We start from the raw sequence: 14,453 nt of genomic DNA on the forward strand, positions 1-14,453 counted from the left end.
CTGGAAGGGGCTCTCGCCGTCCGGGGGCCCGGGGGTGAAGGCGACGGGGCGGAAGGCGCCCTCGAGCGCGCCCGCGAGCCGCTTCTCCAGCAGGGCGCCGAAGTCGGCGTCCGGGGCGGAGAGGGCGCCGCTGATGGCCCAGCGGCCGAAGCCCTCGCGGAACTGCTCGCGGGCCCAGTCGGGCAGGGGCGTGCGGCCCACGGAGGCGTAGGGGTACTGCTGGGCGACGCTGAAGGCCTTGAGGTCGTTCCAGAAGAACAGGCTGCCCTTCAGCGTGCCGTCCAGGGCCAGCGCCTGGAGCCGGTTCACCGCGTCCCAGAGCCAGGCGTCGTCGTTCACGGCGCAGAAGAACTCGCGGAACCAGGGCTGCTTGCGCGACAGCCAGAACGTCATCCGCGTCACCACGCCCAGCGAGGACTGGCTGAACAGGCCGTCCAGCACCGGGCCCAGGCCCCAGCGGAACACGGGGGCGGCGCGGGCGCCGGGGAACCTCGCGTGGCCCGTCTCCACGCGCTCGCCCGTGGGCAGGACGACCTCCAGGGCGCACACGTGCTGGAAGATGTCCGGGTTCGGGCCGCGCCCGTCGCCGCGCTCCAGCGCGTTGCCCACGAGGCTCGCGTCCGGCGACCCGCCGATGGTGGTGATGAACGTGGAGGAGCCGCGCTCGCGCAGCCACGCGTGGGCCTGGCGGAACGTCACGCCCGGCTCCACGGTGAGGTACGCCAGCTGCTCGTCGTGTTCGAGGATGCGGTCCATCCGCCCCAGGTCCAGCAGCACGCTGCCGTCGCCGGGCGGCACGCGCGAGCCGTAGCCCCAGTTGCGGCCACCGCTCACCGGGTACACCGGCACGCGGTGCGCCTGCGCGATGCGCAGGCACGCCTGCACCTGCGCGGTGTCCGCCGGGCGCAGGAGGGCGGGGATGCGCTGCGTGGTGGCGAAGGTGGCCGTCTCCGCGGCCTCCAGCGCCTCGGGATCGAGCACGACGTGCGCAGGGCCCAGGGCCTCCCGCCAGGCCTCCAGCGCCGCCTCCAGCCTCCCCGCCAGCTCGCTCGCCAGGGCCTTTCCGTCCGTCTCGCTCACGCGGCGCAGTATGCCCCCGTCCCGGGGCCGGCCGCTGCCCGCGCCGCCAGGGGAGCGGGCGGACGGGCCTGGGGTCGGGAGGGTTGCCGGGTGGACACCGCCGATGGTCGTCCCCTCGCGCGTGTTCATCTTCGGCGTGGGGAGGTGTTCATGGTCGGCTTCATCGCGTCACGGACGGGACGGTGGGTGCGGATTCTGGCGGGCACGGGGTTGGTGCTGGGCGGCCTGGGCGCGCATTCGCCCCGGGGCGCCGTCCTGGCGCTGGCCGGGCTGGTGCCGCTGCTCTCCGGGACGCTGGACCTGTTCCTGCTGGGGCCCCTGTTCGGCCTGCCTGTGCGGGGCGCGGACCTGCGGCGTGCGCTGGGGCAGCCGGAAGAGGCGCCGCTGCTCGACCTGGCCCACGACGGCGGGCGCTCCCCCTACGCTCCGCCCAGCACGCTCTTGCACTAGCTAGCCGTTGCTGACCTGGAAGGGGATGTCGAGCACTCCGAACGGCTCCCCCGTGCCGGCATCCACCAGCTTCACCTGGAGCGTCACCGCGTCCTCGCGGCGGGCCACGCCCTGGAAGTACACGAAGCCCTCCAGCGAGCCCCCGGGCTCCAGCGTGCCTTCGGGCAGCGCGCTGTTGAGCATGTCCTCGGTGGGCAGCGGCTCCTGGCAGCTCGGGGCATAGGAATACGGGGAGTAGTACGGGCTGCCCCAGGGGCCGTAGCCGGGCCACGGGCCGTAGCCGGGCCAGGGGCCGTAGCCGGGGATGCCTACGCCCACGCCCACCCGCCAGTGGCCCGCGGGCGCGATGACGGCGCCTGGGGTGGCTTCGCCGGGAGCCGTGTGCTCGCGGGAGGACACGGCCTGCCGGAGCGACAGCGGGGCCAGCGCGGTGTAGCGGAAGCGCGACGCCTGACCCACCAGCGCGATGCCCGGGTACTGGACCTCGAGCGCGCGGGGACCCTGGTTCTCCAGGCGCACGTAGACGGGGGTGAGCCGGCGCTCCAGGTCGGACGGGCGGCCCCGCCACGCCTGTCCGTCCGCCACCAGCCGCACGCCCTGCTGCTCCGTGATGGCGCTGCCCTGCGCGTCCTGGACGAGTCCCGCTTCCGGCATGGGCCGCAGCTTCGTCTCCGCCGCGCAGCCCGCCATCAGCAACAACGCCGCGGCCCCCAGCCCCTGTGCACGCATGATGTGCCTCCTGGGCTTCAAGTTAGGGCGTGCGGCGTCAGCAGGACGACACGCCCCGTGCTCCACCCCGGAGGCCGGACAGGAGGCCGGGCCCCTACACCGTGGGCGTCACCACCTCCGCGGCGGCCCCCGGCCACGAAGCGGACGTGATGAAGCTCCAGTCCTGGTGGCGCGCCCAGGTCTCGAAGGTCTGCCAGCCCACGCGCGGGACGCTGTTGCGCAGGGTGAGGATGTCCGCGTGGTAGCCCACCCGGTCCAGCCATTCGTACATGCGCGCCAGGTCCTCGCTCTGCTTCGCCAACTGCTCCAGCGGGACCTGCTCGTAGTGGATGCGGTGGCCGCTCACCATGGAGAGCAGCGCGGCGGCCTGCTGTCCGGTCACCTCGTCGGAGGCCACCTCGATGCGCTCGCCGATGTACTTCACCGGATCCTCCAGGACGTGCAGCGCGTAGCCCGCGAGGTCGTCCACCGCCACCATCTGCAGCCCGCGCGACGCGGGCAGCCCCAGCGCGAGATGGCCCGCCGCCAGCGTGTCCTTGAACGGCGCGTGCGTCAGGTTCTCCATGAAGAACGTCGGGGCCAGGATGGTGAAGGGCAGGTCCTTGCGCTTGAGGTACAGCTCCACCCGGTGCTTGCTGTCGAAGTGCGGCACGCCGGTGAGCTGCTCCGCGCCCGCCACGGAGGCGTAGACATAGTGCCGCACGCCCGAGCGCTTCGCCGCGTCCGCCAGGTTCATCCCGTGGTGCGTCTCCGCGTCCGGGCCGCCGGGACCGAAGGGCGTGCCCATGGCGTAGACGGCGTCCACGCCCCGGCAGGCCTGCTCGAGCGCGTCCACGTCGTCGAAGTCGCCGCGCACCAGCCGGACGCCTGACTTCTGGAGGGCTCGGGCCGCGGGCACATCCGGGTCGCGGACCAGCGCCACCACGTGATGGCCCCTGTTCAAAAGCTGGCGGACCACGGCGCCGCCCTGCTGGCCGGTGGCGCCCGTGACGAGCACGGTGATGGAGAAATCCACGGACATGGGTTCAAACCTCCGGACGCGACGTGTCACGGAAAGGTGGGGCCGCCCCCCACCAATGGCGAGGCCTGGCAGCCGGACCGTTCACCCCCGAGCACAGGCTCCCGTGGCGAGCAGGCGAGCGCCGGGAAGCAGGCAGGCCGACAGGCAGCGTGGCAATCTCCCGGACCCCATGAGCAAGCGCGACACCCCGCCCCCCTCCGAGCTGGTCTCCGCCGCCCAGGCGCTCGACTCCGAGCTGCTGCGCTTCGAGGCGCTGGCCGCCCAGCTCCAGGAGGCCCCCCTCACGTCGGAGAAGCACCTGGAGCGCGCCTCGCGCACGCTCAAGGACCTGGCGGACCTGGACGACGCGCTCCGCCTGCGCGTGGGGGCGCTGGTGCAGGCCATCACCGGCGTGCGCACCCGCCAGCAGACGCAGGCGGACGCCGTCAACGCGCGCGCGCAGGAGCTGCAGCGGCGCACGGAGGTGTTCAAGGACCTGCTCACCCGCTACGGGGCGCTGGGCCAGAGCGCGGCGGACCTCAACGGGCGCATGCAGCAGTTCGCGGCCCTGCGCCAGCAGGCCACCCGCACGCCGGAGGAGGACGTGCAGCTCACGGAGGTCTTCACGTCCCTCCAGGAGCGCATGGCGGGGGTGGCGGACGAGGCGGCCACCCTGGTCGGCGCCGCGGACGCGGAGCACTTCTCCGACATCGCCCGGCAGGCGGACTCGCTGCGCCAGCAGCTGCTGTCCGCGCGCAACAAGCTGGCCCTGCTGCACCAGAGCCTGTCGAATCCGTCCTGAGGCGGGTGGGGCTTCGCCGGATCAGCTCAGGTACGTAGGCTCGAAGTCGTCCGGGCTGTCGATGGGGCGTCGCCCGGAGAAGCCCGCCTGCAGGTCGTGCCAGTGCGTGACGGTGTCCTCGCCGTAGCGCCAGCACAGGTAGACGGGGGACTCGCCCCGGCGCGCGTGGAAGTCCACCAGCCCGTCCGCGCCTTTGATCTCCAGTCCCATCTCCTGGAGCGGGCCCAGCTCCCCGCGGATGCGCTCCAGCAGGGACTCGCGCTCCTCGCGCTGGGGGCGGGTCGCGTCGGGGTCGGGGTCGGCCTCCGGTGCGTCCAGCGCCTCGGCCAGCTTCTGCACGCGCTCCACCCACGGGCGCACGCGCCCGAAGATGGTCGTCAACAACGGCACGAGTCGGTTGGCCTCTTCCACGCTGAAAAAGCGCATCGGGCCGGCAGCATGCAGCGTGCGCCCCCCGCTGGCCACCACCATCCCGGTCGCGGAAACGTGCCAGCGAAGGTGGGGCGGAGGCTCACCCGCGCCGCAGCGACGCCAGGTGCTCCAGCAGCCAGCGCTGGGCGGACTCGCGCAGGGGGAAGGCGGCCTCGCGCGCGTAGAAGTCCGGGGTGTGTTCGGCGGCGCAGCGGCCCGTGTCGTCGCCGTCCCGGTCCGCGTCGGTGTGGGCCAGGTCCGCGTGCAGCAGGGCGTGGAAGACGATGAAGTCCACGACGAAGGCGGGCACGTGCGGCCGGTCCAGCGCGGGGTGGACGCGCACCTCGCGCAGCCGCGCGTCGTAGCCCCCCAGGTGGATGGTGCGGCGCGTGCGGCGGCCCGGACGGCGGGCCCAGCCCACCTCCACCCCGCGCACCCGGCCGTCGAAGTACGCCGCGTCCAGCCGCGCGTGCACGGCGCGCAAATCAAAGCAGCGGCCCCGGGCGCGCAGGGGGGCGCCCGGCCTGCGCTCGCGGCGCACCTGGTCCTTCTGCGCGTGGCTGAAGGCCTCCAGCACCTCGCGCGACGCCGCGTCGCCGGCCACGTAGCCCGCGATGGCGCGCACCACCGGCTCCGGCGCCTCCAGGAAGAGGTGGTGCACGCGCAGCCGCACGGCCTCCGGCAGCGTGCGGAAGCTCACCAGGGTGGCGCGGTTGTCGGTGAGGCGCAGGTGCACGGGCACGCCCAGCAGGGCCGACACGCGCCGGGCCAATTCGGCCGCGCGGGGCAGCGCGTCCTCGCGCGAGGGCAGCCGCGCGCGTCCGGGCTCCGGGGCGTCGAACAGCTCCCTCTGTCCCTGCGGCGGACGCATCGCCCAGCAAGGTAAGCCCAGGGCCCGCCCGCTGGCCAGGGGCGGCGTGGCCCGGTTGTCGGCTCAGGACTTCGGGGGCGTCTCGAAGCGGCCCGCCAGCGACGCGAGCACGGCGAGCAATTCCACGGGCTCCACGGGCTTGGGCACGTGGCTCTGGAAGCCGGCGCGCAGCACGCGGGTGCGGTCCTCCGAACGGGCGTAGGCGGTGATGGCCACCGCGGGGATGCGCCCGCCCTGCTCCGGGGACAGCGCGCGCACGCGCTCGATGAAGCCGTAGCCGTCCGTGCCCGGCATGCCGATGTCGGACACGAGCACGTCCGGCTGTTCGGCCCGGAGCGCCTGGAGCCCTTCCTCCGCGGAGCCGGCGGTGAGCACCCGCGCGCCGCTGTCCTCCAGCAGGGTGCGCAGCAGCTCGCGCGCGTCCTCCTCGTCGTCCACCACCAGCACGCGCACCCCGTGCAGCTCGGCGGGATGGACGCGCTCCGGGACCGGCGCCGGGGGGAGCCGAGGGGAGGGGCGCGTGAGCCCATCGCGGGGCTGGACGACGGACAGGGGCAGGCGCACGGTGAAGGTGGCGCCCCGGCCCTCGCCCTCACTGGCGCCGGTGACGGTGCCGCCGTGCATCTCCACGATGTGGCGCACGATGGACAGGCCCAGGCCCAGGCCGCCCGTCTTGCGGGTGCTGCCGCTGTCGGCCTGGCGGAAGCGCTCGAAGACGTGGGGCAGGAAGGCGCTGGAGATGCCCTGGCCGGTGTCCGCCACGGTGAGCTCCACGAACGACTCCCGCCGCTCCACCACCAACCGCACGCGGCCCTTCTTGGGGGTGAACTTCACCGCGTTGGAGATGAGGTTCCACACCACCTGCTGGAGCCGGCGCGCGTCGCCCATGACGCTGCTGGAGGTGTCCACGGTGGCCTGCACGCTGATGCCGCGCGCGTCCGCGGCGGGGCGCACGGAGTCGAGCGCCTGTTGCACCACGATGGACAGGTCCACCGGCTCCACGTCCAGCTTGAGCTTGCCGGACATGATGCGGCTGACGTCCAGCAGGTCCTCGATGAGCTGGCCCTGCGCGCGCGCGTTGCGCTCCATCGTCTCCAGCGCGCGCTCGCGGCGGGACTCGGGCAGGTGGCCGGTGCGCAAGAGCTGCACCCAGCCCAAGATGGCGGTGAGGGGCGTGCGCAATTCGTGGCTGACGGTGGCGAGGAACTCGTCCTTGAGCTGGTTGGCCTCCTCGGCCTCGTGCCGCGCGGCGCTCTCGCGGGCGAGCAGCGCCTCGCGCTCTTCCTCCTCCTGCTTGCGATCGCTGATGTCGACGACGCTGCCGATGTAGCCCAGGAAGCGCCCCTCGGCGTCGAAGCGGGGCGAGCCGGTGTCGGCGGCCCAGTGGTAGACGCCGTCCCTGGCGCGCAGCCGGTAGTCCAGCCGGAAGGGCTGGTGGCGGGCGTTGGCCTCCAGGAAGATCTGGCGCATGCCCTCGCGGTCCTCGGGGTGGATGGCGTCGAGCCAGCCGAAGCCCAGTCCCGTGGCCTCCTCCTGGCCGGTGAGGGCGAACCAGCTCCGGCTCAGATAGGTCGTGACGCCTTTCACGTTCGTCACCCAGAGCATGACGGGGGCGTGGTCGGCCATGTTGCGGAAGCGGGCCTCGCTGTCGCGCAGGGCCTTGAGCAGGCGCTCGCGCTCCTCGGCCGCGGCCTTCTCCTCGGTGATGTCGCGCGCGGAGGTGTAGATGAGTCCGTGCTTGGGCACGGGGCGCGAGGTCCAGGCGAGCCACCGGTAGTGGCCGTCCCTGTGCCGGAAGCGGTTCTCGAAGCGCAGGGTGGAGCGCCCCTCGGACAGCCGTTGGAGCTCCTCTTCGCTGGCCTCCCGGTCGTCGGGGTGGACGAACTCCAGGAAGGGGCGTCGGTAGAACTCCGTCTCGGACCACCCGAACAGGTGGACGAAGTTCTCGTTCACGCGCTTGAAGTACCCGTCCGTGCCCGCGATGCAGAGCAGGTCCGGGGACAGCTGGAAGAAGTGCTCGCGCTGCTCGGCCTCCGCGCGCTTGCGCTCGGCGGTGGTGAACGTGAAGGGGGACACGGCCAGGCGGAGGGCGGTGTCGATGCAGGCGTCGAGCAGGCGCAGCTGCGACAGCGGCGGGTCGAGCTCCTCCCGTTCGGCCCGCGCCAGGATGCAGTCGCGCAGCACGTTGTATTCGCGCACCACCGTGCCCACGTCGAAGCCCAGGCGCAGCCGTTGGCGACCATGGGCCTCGGAGGCCTCGTTGTAGTGGGGCAGGGGAGAGGAGGGGGGCTCGTCCTCTCCGTGCCGGAGCACGCAGGCGATCTCCTCCAGCAACGTGGGCAGGGCGTCGAGGAGCTGGTCGCGCGACAGCCGCAACCGCTCATGCACGGGGGTCATGCGGAGGAGCCAGTCCTCCACGACGGTCTCACGCCCGGCGTCCAGCAGGTCGGAGAGGGACGTGTACATGACGCCACCCGCGGGCGTCCGCCCCTCCGTGGAAGGGCCCCACTCCTGTGAATCCGAGGAGGCCATGAGCGTGCTTCAGAGGTGCGGCTTCGCTCCGCGCATTGGCAGGGGCGCCAGGACCGGCGCTTCCTGCCCTGACGGGTGGCCTGGCACGCGCTACAGCCCCAGGTACATCAGCAGGGCGCCCAGGTCCGCGTCGGACAGGGCCTCCCGGCTGTAGGGAGGCATGCTGCCTCCCACGCCGAAGAAAGCGCCGTGCCGCACCTTCTCGATGACGACGCGCGCATGCGGGATGCCCGGGAAGAGCCGGTCATACTCCCGCGTCACCTCCGGCAGCACCGACGCCAGCTCCGTCAGCCGCCCCTCGCCCGTGTGCGTCGCGCCGTGGCAGTTCTGGCACGCCGCCCGGTACACCGCCTCCCCGCGCGCGGCGTCCCCGCGAGGCACGTCCTCGATGTCCTTCACCACCGTGAACGGCAGCGCGGGCGCCTGGGCGTCCGGGCTGATCCGCGACAGGTATTCGTACAGGGCGCGCGAGCGCGGCTCCTCCGCCTCCAGCTTCGTCACGCCGCGCATGAAGTTCAGGTAGCAGGCGTTCACCGCGTCCAGCAGGTGCGTCTCATAGCCGCCCCACCAACTGGGCCGCGCCGCCACGTTGTGCAGCGACGGCCCCGAATCGATGCGCCCCGCGGGCGTCTCCGGCGTCGTCACGTGGCACGTCGCGCACGAGAAGCGGTTGAACGTGCTGTCCGACAGCCGTGCGTCCTGGAACAGCACCTCTCCGAAGTCCGCCGCGGCCTCGGGTTCGTCGTCGCCTCCGCCGTCGCAACCGGCCAGCGCGCCCACGAGCAGCGCCGCCACGCCCCAGCGCGTCCGCTTCATGGCGCGCTCCGCAGCAGGCTCACCGAGTCCGGGAAGAGGCCCATCCGCACCGTGGACACCACCGTGCCCTCGGCCAGGTCCACCGCGTGCAACGTGCCCGGGCCCACGTGGTCGCCCTCGCACACCACGAGCCCCAGGCGCTCATCCGGCGTCAGCATGACCTGGTGCACGTTGAGACATCCGGCCTGCGACAGCGGCACCGTGCGCAGCACCGTGGACGTGGCCGGGTCGATGACCGCCAGCGCGTCCTCCTGCTGGTACGGCAGGTACAGGGTGCGCCCGTCCTTCGTGAACGCGCCGAACATGGGCGCCCCGCGCAGGTACACGGTGCGCTGCGGGTTCATGGCGCGCTTGCCGGGCTCCAGCACCTGCACCTGACGGCTCGCCAGGGAGCTGACCCACACGTCCCCCGTCGTGGGCGACACGGTGAGCGCGTAGGGCTGGTGGCGCGGGTTCGTCGCGGTGCCTGCCCCGGCCGCCACCTTCACGCGCGTCACCGGCAGGCCCTCCGCCTGGAGGTCCACGAGCGCGACCTCGTCCGACCAGCAGGCCACGTAGGCCGTGCGCTCGTCCGCGGACAGCCGCACCGCGTGCGGCGCCGGGCACACCTTCACGCGCGCCTTCACCGCCATCGTCTCCGCGTCGATGATGGCCAGCCGCGCCACCATCTCCTCCTCCGTGCCGCCCTGGCGCGCCACGTCCGCGATGCGCAGGAGGTCGAAGTGCGTCTGGTACAGCGTGCGCCCGTCCGCGCTGATGACGACGTCGCCCGGGTTGCGGTCCACGCGCGCGGAGGCCACCAGGCGGTGGTCCTTCGCGTCCAGCTTCAGGCAGTAGCCGTCCGCCGTGCCGGTGCCGTGCGCGCCGTGCGGCCCGGAGCCGCCGCCGGGCACGTAGTTGGAGATGCCCACGTAGTAGAAGTCCCCGGTGGGGGACACCGCCGTGTGGTGCGGCCCCTCCAGCTCCACCGGGTTGAGCCCCACCGGCACGCGCGCAAGCTCGCTCCAGCCCGGCGTGCCCACCCCGTCCAGCTCCAGCAGGCTCACCGAGTCATCCAGGCTGTTGGTGACGAGCAACCGCCCCAGCGGCCCCGGAGGCGGCACCGTCGTCCCGCCGCGCGTCCACGGAGACGGGTCCGCGTACGTCAGCGCGGGCACCTCCAGCGCGCCCCCGGCCTTCGTCTCGCCGTCCTCGCATGCGCCCAGCAGCGCCAGCGCGCAAAGCCAGACAGCGCGCTTCATCGGACTCTCGCAACGCCAAAGGGCACCGGCGCCGCCAGCGTGTACGGCCCCTCCGTGATGCGGTTCTGCACCAGGTACGCGCTCAGCACCTGCACCGTGAGCGCCTGTCCCGCGGCATCGCGCAGCGTCTGCCAGGAGCCGTCATCCAGTTGCCACTGCAACTCCGACGTCAACAGCTCCACCGGGCACTGCCGCCCCGGCACCTGCACCTTCACCCAGTAGAGGTCGCCCGTGTACGGGGGCAGGTGCGCCTCGGCGGTGGGCAGCAGCACGTTGCCCAGCCACGTGAGCACCGGGTGCCCCGTGTCGCGCGGGTGGGCCGCGGGAGAAGGGCGGGTGCGCCCGGGGCGCTGCAGCGACGCGCGCAGGGGGGAGGTCCACTGCCACAGGGGCGCGGCCTCGTCCGCGAGGTACGTGTGGCCGGACTCGGGCGACGTCAGCGTCACCGCGCGCGAGCTGTCCTGGGCCTGGTTCCGGGCATCCACCAGCGCGCGCCACGCCTCGTCCGTGGCGCCGCCGGCATACAGCGGCTCGCCGCACTCGGGAGGGGTGACCTCGTCATCGGAGCAGGACGTCAGACCGAGCAGCGCCACGGCGGCGGTGCTCCACAGGAGCGAAGGGGTCTTCATGAGCGTGAGGCCTCGCGCCGCCGGCCGCGGCGCCACAGGGGGAGGAGGAAGAGCAAGGGGAGCAGCGTGCTCGCGGGCGCGGCGGCGCAACCCGATTGGGTGGTGGGCGGCTTCGTGCCACCGTCGCCGGGCCCGTCAGGGGGCGGCGTCACGCCGGCATCGACCGGGGACGTGCCGCCGTCGGGCACGCCCGCGTCCGGAACGCCGTCCGGGTAGAGCGGCGCGCCAATCGTCTCCGCGAGCTGGGGCCAGCGCGACGGGCACAGGGTGCGCACGGGCGTGCCCGCGGGGCACTGGTGGCTGCCCTGGATGTTCTCCAGGCTGAAGAGGGGCTCCCAGGTGGTGCCCTCGTCGGTGCTGCGCGCCAGCGACCAGTCATGGAGCCAGGGCGAGCCGCAGCCGTAGAGCACGTCGCCCACGCGTGTCGCGCACGCATTGCCGGTGGGCAGGGTGAGCTTGTCGAAGGCCCCTCCCGCCTGGCTGCGGAAGAAGGAGTTGTAGGTGGACACCCACGCGGTGCCGCCGTCGGCGGAGACCTCCATGTTGACGAACACGTCGTCGATGCCGGCGCCCGACCGCGCGGTGAAGGTGCGCCCACCGTCCGTGCTGTGGAGGATGTGCGTGGCGCCCTGCGCGGACACGCGCGCCCAGACGCCCTTTGGATCCACGGGGTCCGTCGCCGTCACCACGAAGTCGAACGGGCGCACCAGCTCCGGGAACACCTGGGGCGCTTCCTCCCACGTCTCGCCCGCGTCGTCGCTGCGGAACAGGTACATGCGGGTGGTGTCCGACGCGGACACGTAGAGCGTGCCTGGCGCGGCGGTGGACACGCGCACCGACGAGAAGAGGACCCCCTCGCGTTGCAGCGGCAGGGCCCGCCACGTCTCCCCGCCGTCGTCCGAGCGGAACAGCCCGTTCTTCGCCGCCGTGGAGCGGCCGGTGGCCACGTACAGCACCGCGTCATCGGTGGGGTGGGGCGCGAGCCCCGTCACCCAGGTGTCCTTGAACGCGGGGTGCGCGGACCACGAACACGCGCCGTCCTTGGAGCGCAAGAGCGCGTTGCCGGTGGCCGCGAGCAGCTCCCCCGTCTCGCGCCAGACGTAGGACTCCGGGCGCCAGCCGCCGTACCCCATGGCGTCCGGGCAGACCCAGCGCCACGTCTGGCCGCGGTCGCGTGAGATGACCGCGCCGAAGGTGGCCCCCACGAAGAAGTCCTCGGGGTGTCCGCGACGCAGGGTGACGTTGGACGTCTCCGGTAGGCCCGCGTGCGCCAGGGCCGCGCCCGAGCCCAGGCTCAAGCCCAGGACGGCGGCCACGCCCGCGGCCCTCCACGCTCCCGTGATTCGTGGCTGCTTCATCGCGACGCTCCGGGAGCCGGGCTGCATGGGCCCGACACGATAACGCCCCGCACGCCCGTGCATAGCGATTCGGGCATCCTGGGACGGAAGCCAGGCGACCGACCGGGTAGCACGGAGGGTCCGCCCGGCCCTTCTCCTGTCCAACCCCTGGGGTCCGGTGCACCGGCCGGAGTGATTTTCCGGAGGTGTTCAAAGCCTGCCTTCATTGCCCGTGATGACTGGCTTTCCCTGTTTCAGAATGCTACGCAGAAGGGGTTCCGGACGCAGGCGTGACCTCCCTTTTTCCGCCAGGGCGTCCGGGGGGAATGACAAGGCCGTGACTCCATTGGATTCGAACCTGGGCGACGTGGGCGAGGGACCCGGCTCCAGTGTCACGCGGGCCTTGTGGGCGCGGGTGATGCGGGGCGCGGTGGAGGACGCGGTGCGCGCCTACGAGGCGATGGCGGCCGGGCACCGGGAGCGCGTGCTGGAGGAGGCGTTGGTGGTCCCCGCGGCCACGCGCGCGACGTTGGTGGAGGTGCTGCGCCAGGCGCGGGACTTCGCCGGCGCGGCGCGGCTGCTGGAGGCGGACGGCGACGACGGGGCGGCGGCGCCCATGTACGAGCAGGCGGGAGCGCCGCTGCTGGCCGCGGAGGCCTGGCTGCGCGTGGGCGAGCAGTCCCGCGCGGCGGCGGCCTTCGAGCGGGCGGGGTCGCTGGAGCAGGCGCTGGCGCTGTATCAGGCGCTGGGGGCGCGCGAGTCGCTGGCGCAGCTGTTGGGCCGCATGCACCGGCCGCTGGAGGCGGCGGAGGTGTTCCGTGCGCTGGGCAACACGCACGCGGAGCTGGAGATGTTGCGCGCGGTGCCCGCGGACGACGCGCAGCGCCCGGAGGCGGTGCTGCGCATGAGCGCGCTCCTGGACTCCGAGGGCGCGACGTGGCGCGCGTTGGTGTTGCTGGCGGACGGCATCAAGCACGCGACGGGCGCGGGGCTGGTGCTGCTCCAGGCGGAGCAGGCGCGGCTGCTGCGGCAGATGGGGCTCGCGTCGCCGCCGGAGGGGGCCATCGCGGCGGAGAAGGCGCCGCCGGTGGTGGATGGCTATGGCTATCTGAAAGCCATTCCCATCTTCGATGGTCTGTCATTGGAAGACATGCGCGACCTGTATCGTCTGGCGCGGCCGGTGCTGGTGCCGGCGGGGACGACGGTGCTGGAGAAGGGCGCGAAGGGCGGCGGGCTGGTGGTGTTGCTGGAGGGCATGGTGAGCGTGTCCACGGGCCCGGGGCCGGACGCGCGCCAGCTCAACATGCTGGGGCCGGGCGCGTTCCTGGGTGAGATTTCGCTCATCCTCGACGGGCCGGTGTCCGCGCACGTGCGAGCGCACACGGTGGTGCGAGCGCTGCGGGTGACCCGGACGGACTTCCAGTACTTCCTGGAGACGCACGAGGCCGCGGCCCTGCGCATCTTCCGCCTCTTCACGCAGAGCCTCGCGGAGCGCGTGCGGGCGTTGAGCAGCTAGAGGGCCTCTTCTTCCCAATCACAGGCATCCGCCGTGATGAAGAAGTGGGAGACGTATTGCGGATCCGGATGGTCGATGCCGTCGGGGCCCGGGTCCAGGTCCAGCGTGACGCGGCCGTCCTTCCAGGAGATGCGCCCGCCGTCGGAGAGGACCTGATACGACCGGTTGCCGTCGGTGAACTGGAACGCCTTCACCCCGATGAAGCGCAGGTGGAGGTAGATCCACTTCGGGCCGTTTCCCGCCTCCCGGGCGTAGATGACCACCTCGGCGCCCCCGGTGGGGCGTGACAGGTCCGAGAAGTCCACCCGGACCGAGTGGATGACATCGTCGTGGAGGTGCCCGTACCGCGCCAGCAGGTCTCCATCCTCGGGTCTCAACCGGGTCACCTTCATGCCTCCCCCTCATCACACAAGCCCGGGCGTTGGAGCCCGACGGGGGGCATTCGGCCGAAGTCATTCCTGACGTGGCAAGGGCCCCCCTGGCAGGTGGTGTCCACCGACACCGCCACGGTACCGCCGGGCGCGTGCGTGCGCCACGCACCTGGGCTACAGAGGGCAGGCATGGCGGACACCCCACAGGCGCGGTCCCTCAAGGCGCAGGCCGCGGCCCTGGCCGCGAAGGGGCAATTGGAAGCGGCGCTGGCTGGCTACCAGGAGGCCCTGCGCGCTGAACCGGGTGACCCGGAAGGTCACCAGCGCGTCGCGGAGCTGCTGGAGTGGCTGGAGCGGACCCCCGAGGCGGCGCGGGCCTACGACGACGCGGCGCTCGCCTGGACCCACGCCGGGGAGCTGCTGCGCGCGGTGGCCGCCACCGTGCTCTCCCGGGGCCTCCGGGGCGCGCGCTCCCAGACGGTGCGCACCCTGGCCGAGCGCTTCGCACGGCCCCCTGGCGCTCCCGCCCCGTCCTTCGCCCTGGTCCCCGAGGGCCCGGACGCGGGCGTGCCCATCCTGTCCTGGGTGGGGCGCGAGGCCTTCGTCGCGCTCGTGGAGGCGCTGGAGGTGCGCGCCTTCTGGCCCGCGCAGCGCGTGGTGGAGGAGGG

14 protein-coding genes and 1 pseudogene are annotated in these 14,453 nt (G+C 73.0%); 4 read left to right on the forward strand and 11 right to left on the reverse strand.

Annotated features, from left to right (window positions below; translation table 11 throughout):
- A partial coding sequence (locus tag D7V93_RS21785; RefSeq protein ID WP_158623816.1) for an FAD-binding oxidoreductase occupies positions 1-1,080 on the reverse strand: 1,080 nt, incomplete at its 3' end.
- 150 nt (positions 1,081-1,230) lie between these two features.
- Here D7V93_RS21785 and D7V93_RS21790 point away from each other — a divergent pair.
- Complete coding sequence (locus tag D7V93_RS21790; protein WP_208723100.1) at positions 1,231-1,530, forward strand: hypothetical protein; 300 nt, start codon at positions 1,231-1,233, stop codon at positions 1,528-1,530.
- Here D7V93_RS21790 and D7V93_RS21795 read toward each other — a convergent pair whose 3' ends face one another.
- Positions 1,531-2,259, reverse strand: coding sequence for a hypothetical protein (locus D7V93_RS21795; RefSeq protein WP_120645252.1), 729 nt, complete (start codon positions 2,257-2,259; stop codon positions 1,531-1,533).
- Positions 2,260-2,353: 94 nt separating this feature from the next.
- Positions 2,354-3,280, reverse strand: a complete 927-nt coding sequence (locus D7V93_RS21800) for an NmrA/HSCARG family protein (protein WP_208723101.1) — start codon at positions 3,278-3,280, stop codon at positions 2,354-2,356.
- 169 nt (positions 3,281-3,449) lie between these two features.
- On the opposite strand from D7V93_RS21800, the gene D7V93_RS21805 reads away from it, so the two are divergent.
- Complete coding sequence (locus D7V93_RS21805; protein WP_120645253.1) at positions 3,450-4,061, forward strand: hypothetical protein; 612 nt, start codon at positions 3,450-3,452, stop codon at positions 4,059-4,061.
- A 21-nt stretch (positions 4,062-4,082) separates the two neighbouring features.
- Here D7V93_RS21805 and D7V93_RS21810 read toward each other — a convergent pair whose 3' ends face one another.
- The 7 genes from D7V93_RS21810 to D7V93_RS21840 form a co-directional block, all read right to left on the reverse strand.
- Positions 4,083-4,451, reverse strand: a complete 369-nt coding sequence (locus tag D7V93_RS21810; RefSeq protein ID WP_244237427.1) for a DUF2203 domain-containing protein — start codon at positions 4,449-4,451, stop codon at positions 4,083-4,085.
- Positions 4,452-4,572: 121 nt separating this feature from the next.
- Positions 4,573-5,343, reverse strand: a complete 771-nt coding sequence (locus tag D7V93_RS21815; protein WP_244237428.1) for a hypothetical protein — start codon at positions 5,341-5,343, stop codon at positions 4,573-4,575.
- Between the two features lie 63 nt (positions 5,344-5,406).
- Positions 5,407-7,875, reverse strand: coding sequence for a hybrid sensor histidine kinase/response regulator (locus D7V93_RS21820; RefSeq protein WP_120645255.1), 2,469 nt, complete (start codon positions 7,873-7,875; stop codon positions 5,407-5,409).
- Between the two features lie 90 nt (positions 7,876-7,965).
- Entirely contained in the window at positions 7,966-8,691 is a 726-nt protein-coding gene (locus tag D7V93_RS21825) for a c-type cytochrome (protein ID WP_120645256.1), read from the reverse strand.
- Positions 8,688-9,932 (reverse strand): YncE family protein, encoded by a 1,245-nt coding sequence (locus D7V93_RS21830; protein WP_120645257.1) that lies wholly within the window; start codon positions 9,930-9,932, stop codon positions 8,688-8,690. The genes D7V93_RS21825 and D7V93_RS21830 overlap by 4 nt, the downstream gene beginning before the upstream one ends.
- Entirely contained in the window at positions 9,929-10,561 is a 633-nt protein-coding gene (locus D7V93_RS21835; protein ID WP_120645263.1) for a hypothetical protein, read from the reverse strand. The genes D7V93_RS21830 and D7V93_RS21835 overlap by 4 nt, the downstream gene beginning before the upstream one ends.
- A complete protein-coding gene (locus tag D7V93_RS21840; RefSeq protein WP_120645258.1) occupies positions 10,558-11,919 on the reverse strand; it encodes a WD40/YVTN/BNR-like repeat-containing protein in 1,362 nt (453 codons plus the stop codon). The genes D7V93_RS21835 and D7V93_RS21840 overlap by 4 nt, the downstream gene beginning before the upstream one ends.
- 325 nt (positions 11,920-12,244) lie before the next feature.
- Here D7V93_RS21840 and D7V93_RS21845 point away from each other — a divergent pair, with 325 nt between their 5' ends.
- A complete protein-coding gene (locus D7V93_RS21845; RefSeq protein WP_372338333.1) occupies positions 12,245-13,414 on the forward strand; it encodes a cyclic nucleotide-binding domain-containing protein in 1,170 nt (389 codons plus the stop codon).
- Here D7V93_RS21845 and D7V93_RS21850 read toward each other — a convergent pair.
- Positions 13,411-13,806 carry a hypothetical protein gene (locus D7V93_RS21850; RefSeq protein WP_120645260.1) on the reverse strand — a complete coding sequence of 132 codons (396 nt, stop codon included), beginning with the start codon at positions 13,804-13,806 and terminating at the stop codon, positions 13,411-13,413. The genes D7V93_RS21845 and D7V93_RS21850 overlap by 4 nt on opposite strands.
- Positions 13,807-13,974: 168 nt before the next feature.
- Here D7V93_RS21850 and D7V93_RS21855 point away from each other — a divergent pair.
- A pseudogene (locus tag D7V93_RS21855) lies at positions 13,975-14,453 on the forward strand (cyclic nucleotide-binding domain-containing protein); the annotation flags it as partial.

The sequence above is a fragment of the Corallococcus llansteffanensis genome (assembly GCF_003612055.1).
In the GTDB taxonomy this organism is placed as follows: domain Bacteria; phylum Myxococcota; class Myxococcia; order Myxococcales; family Myxococcaceae; genus Corallococcus; species Corallococcus llansteffanensis.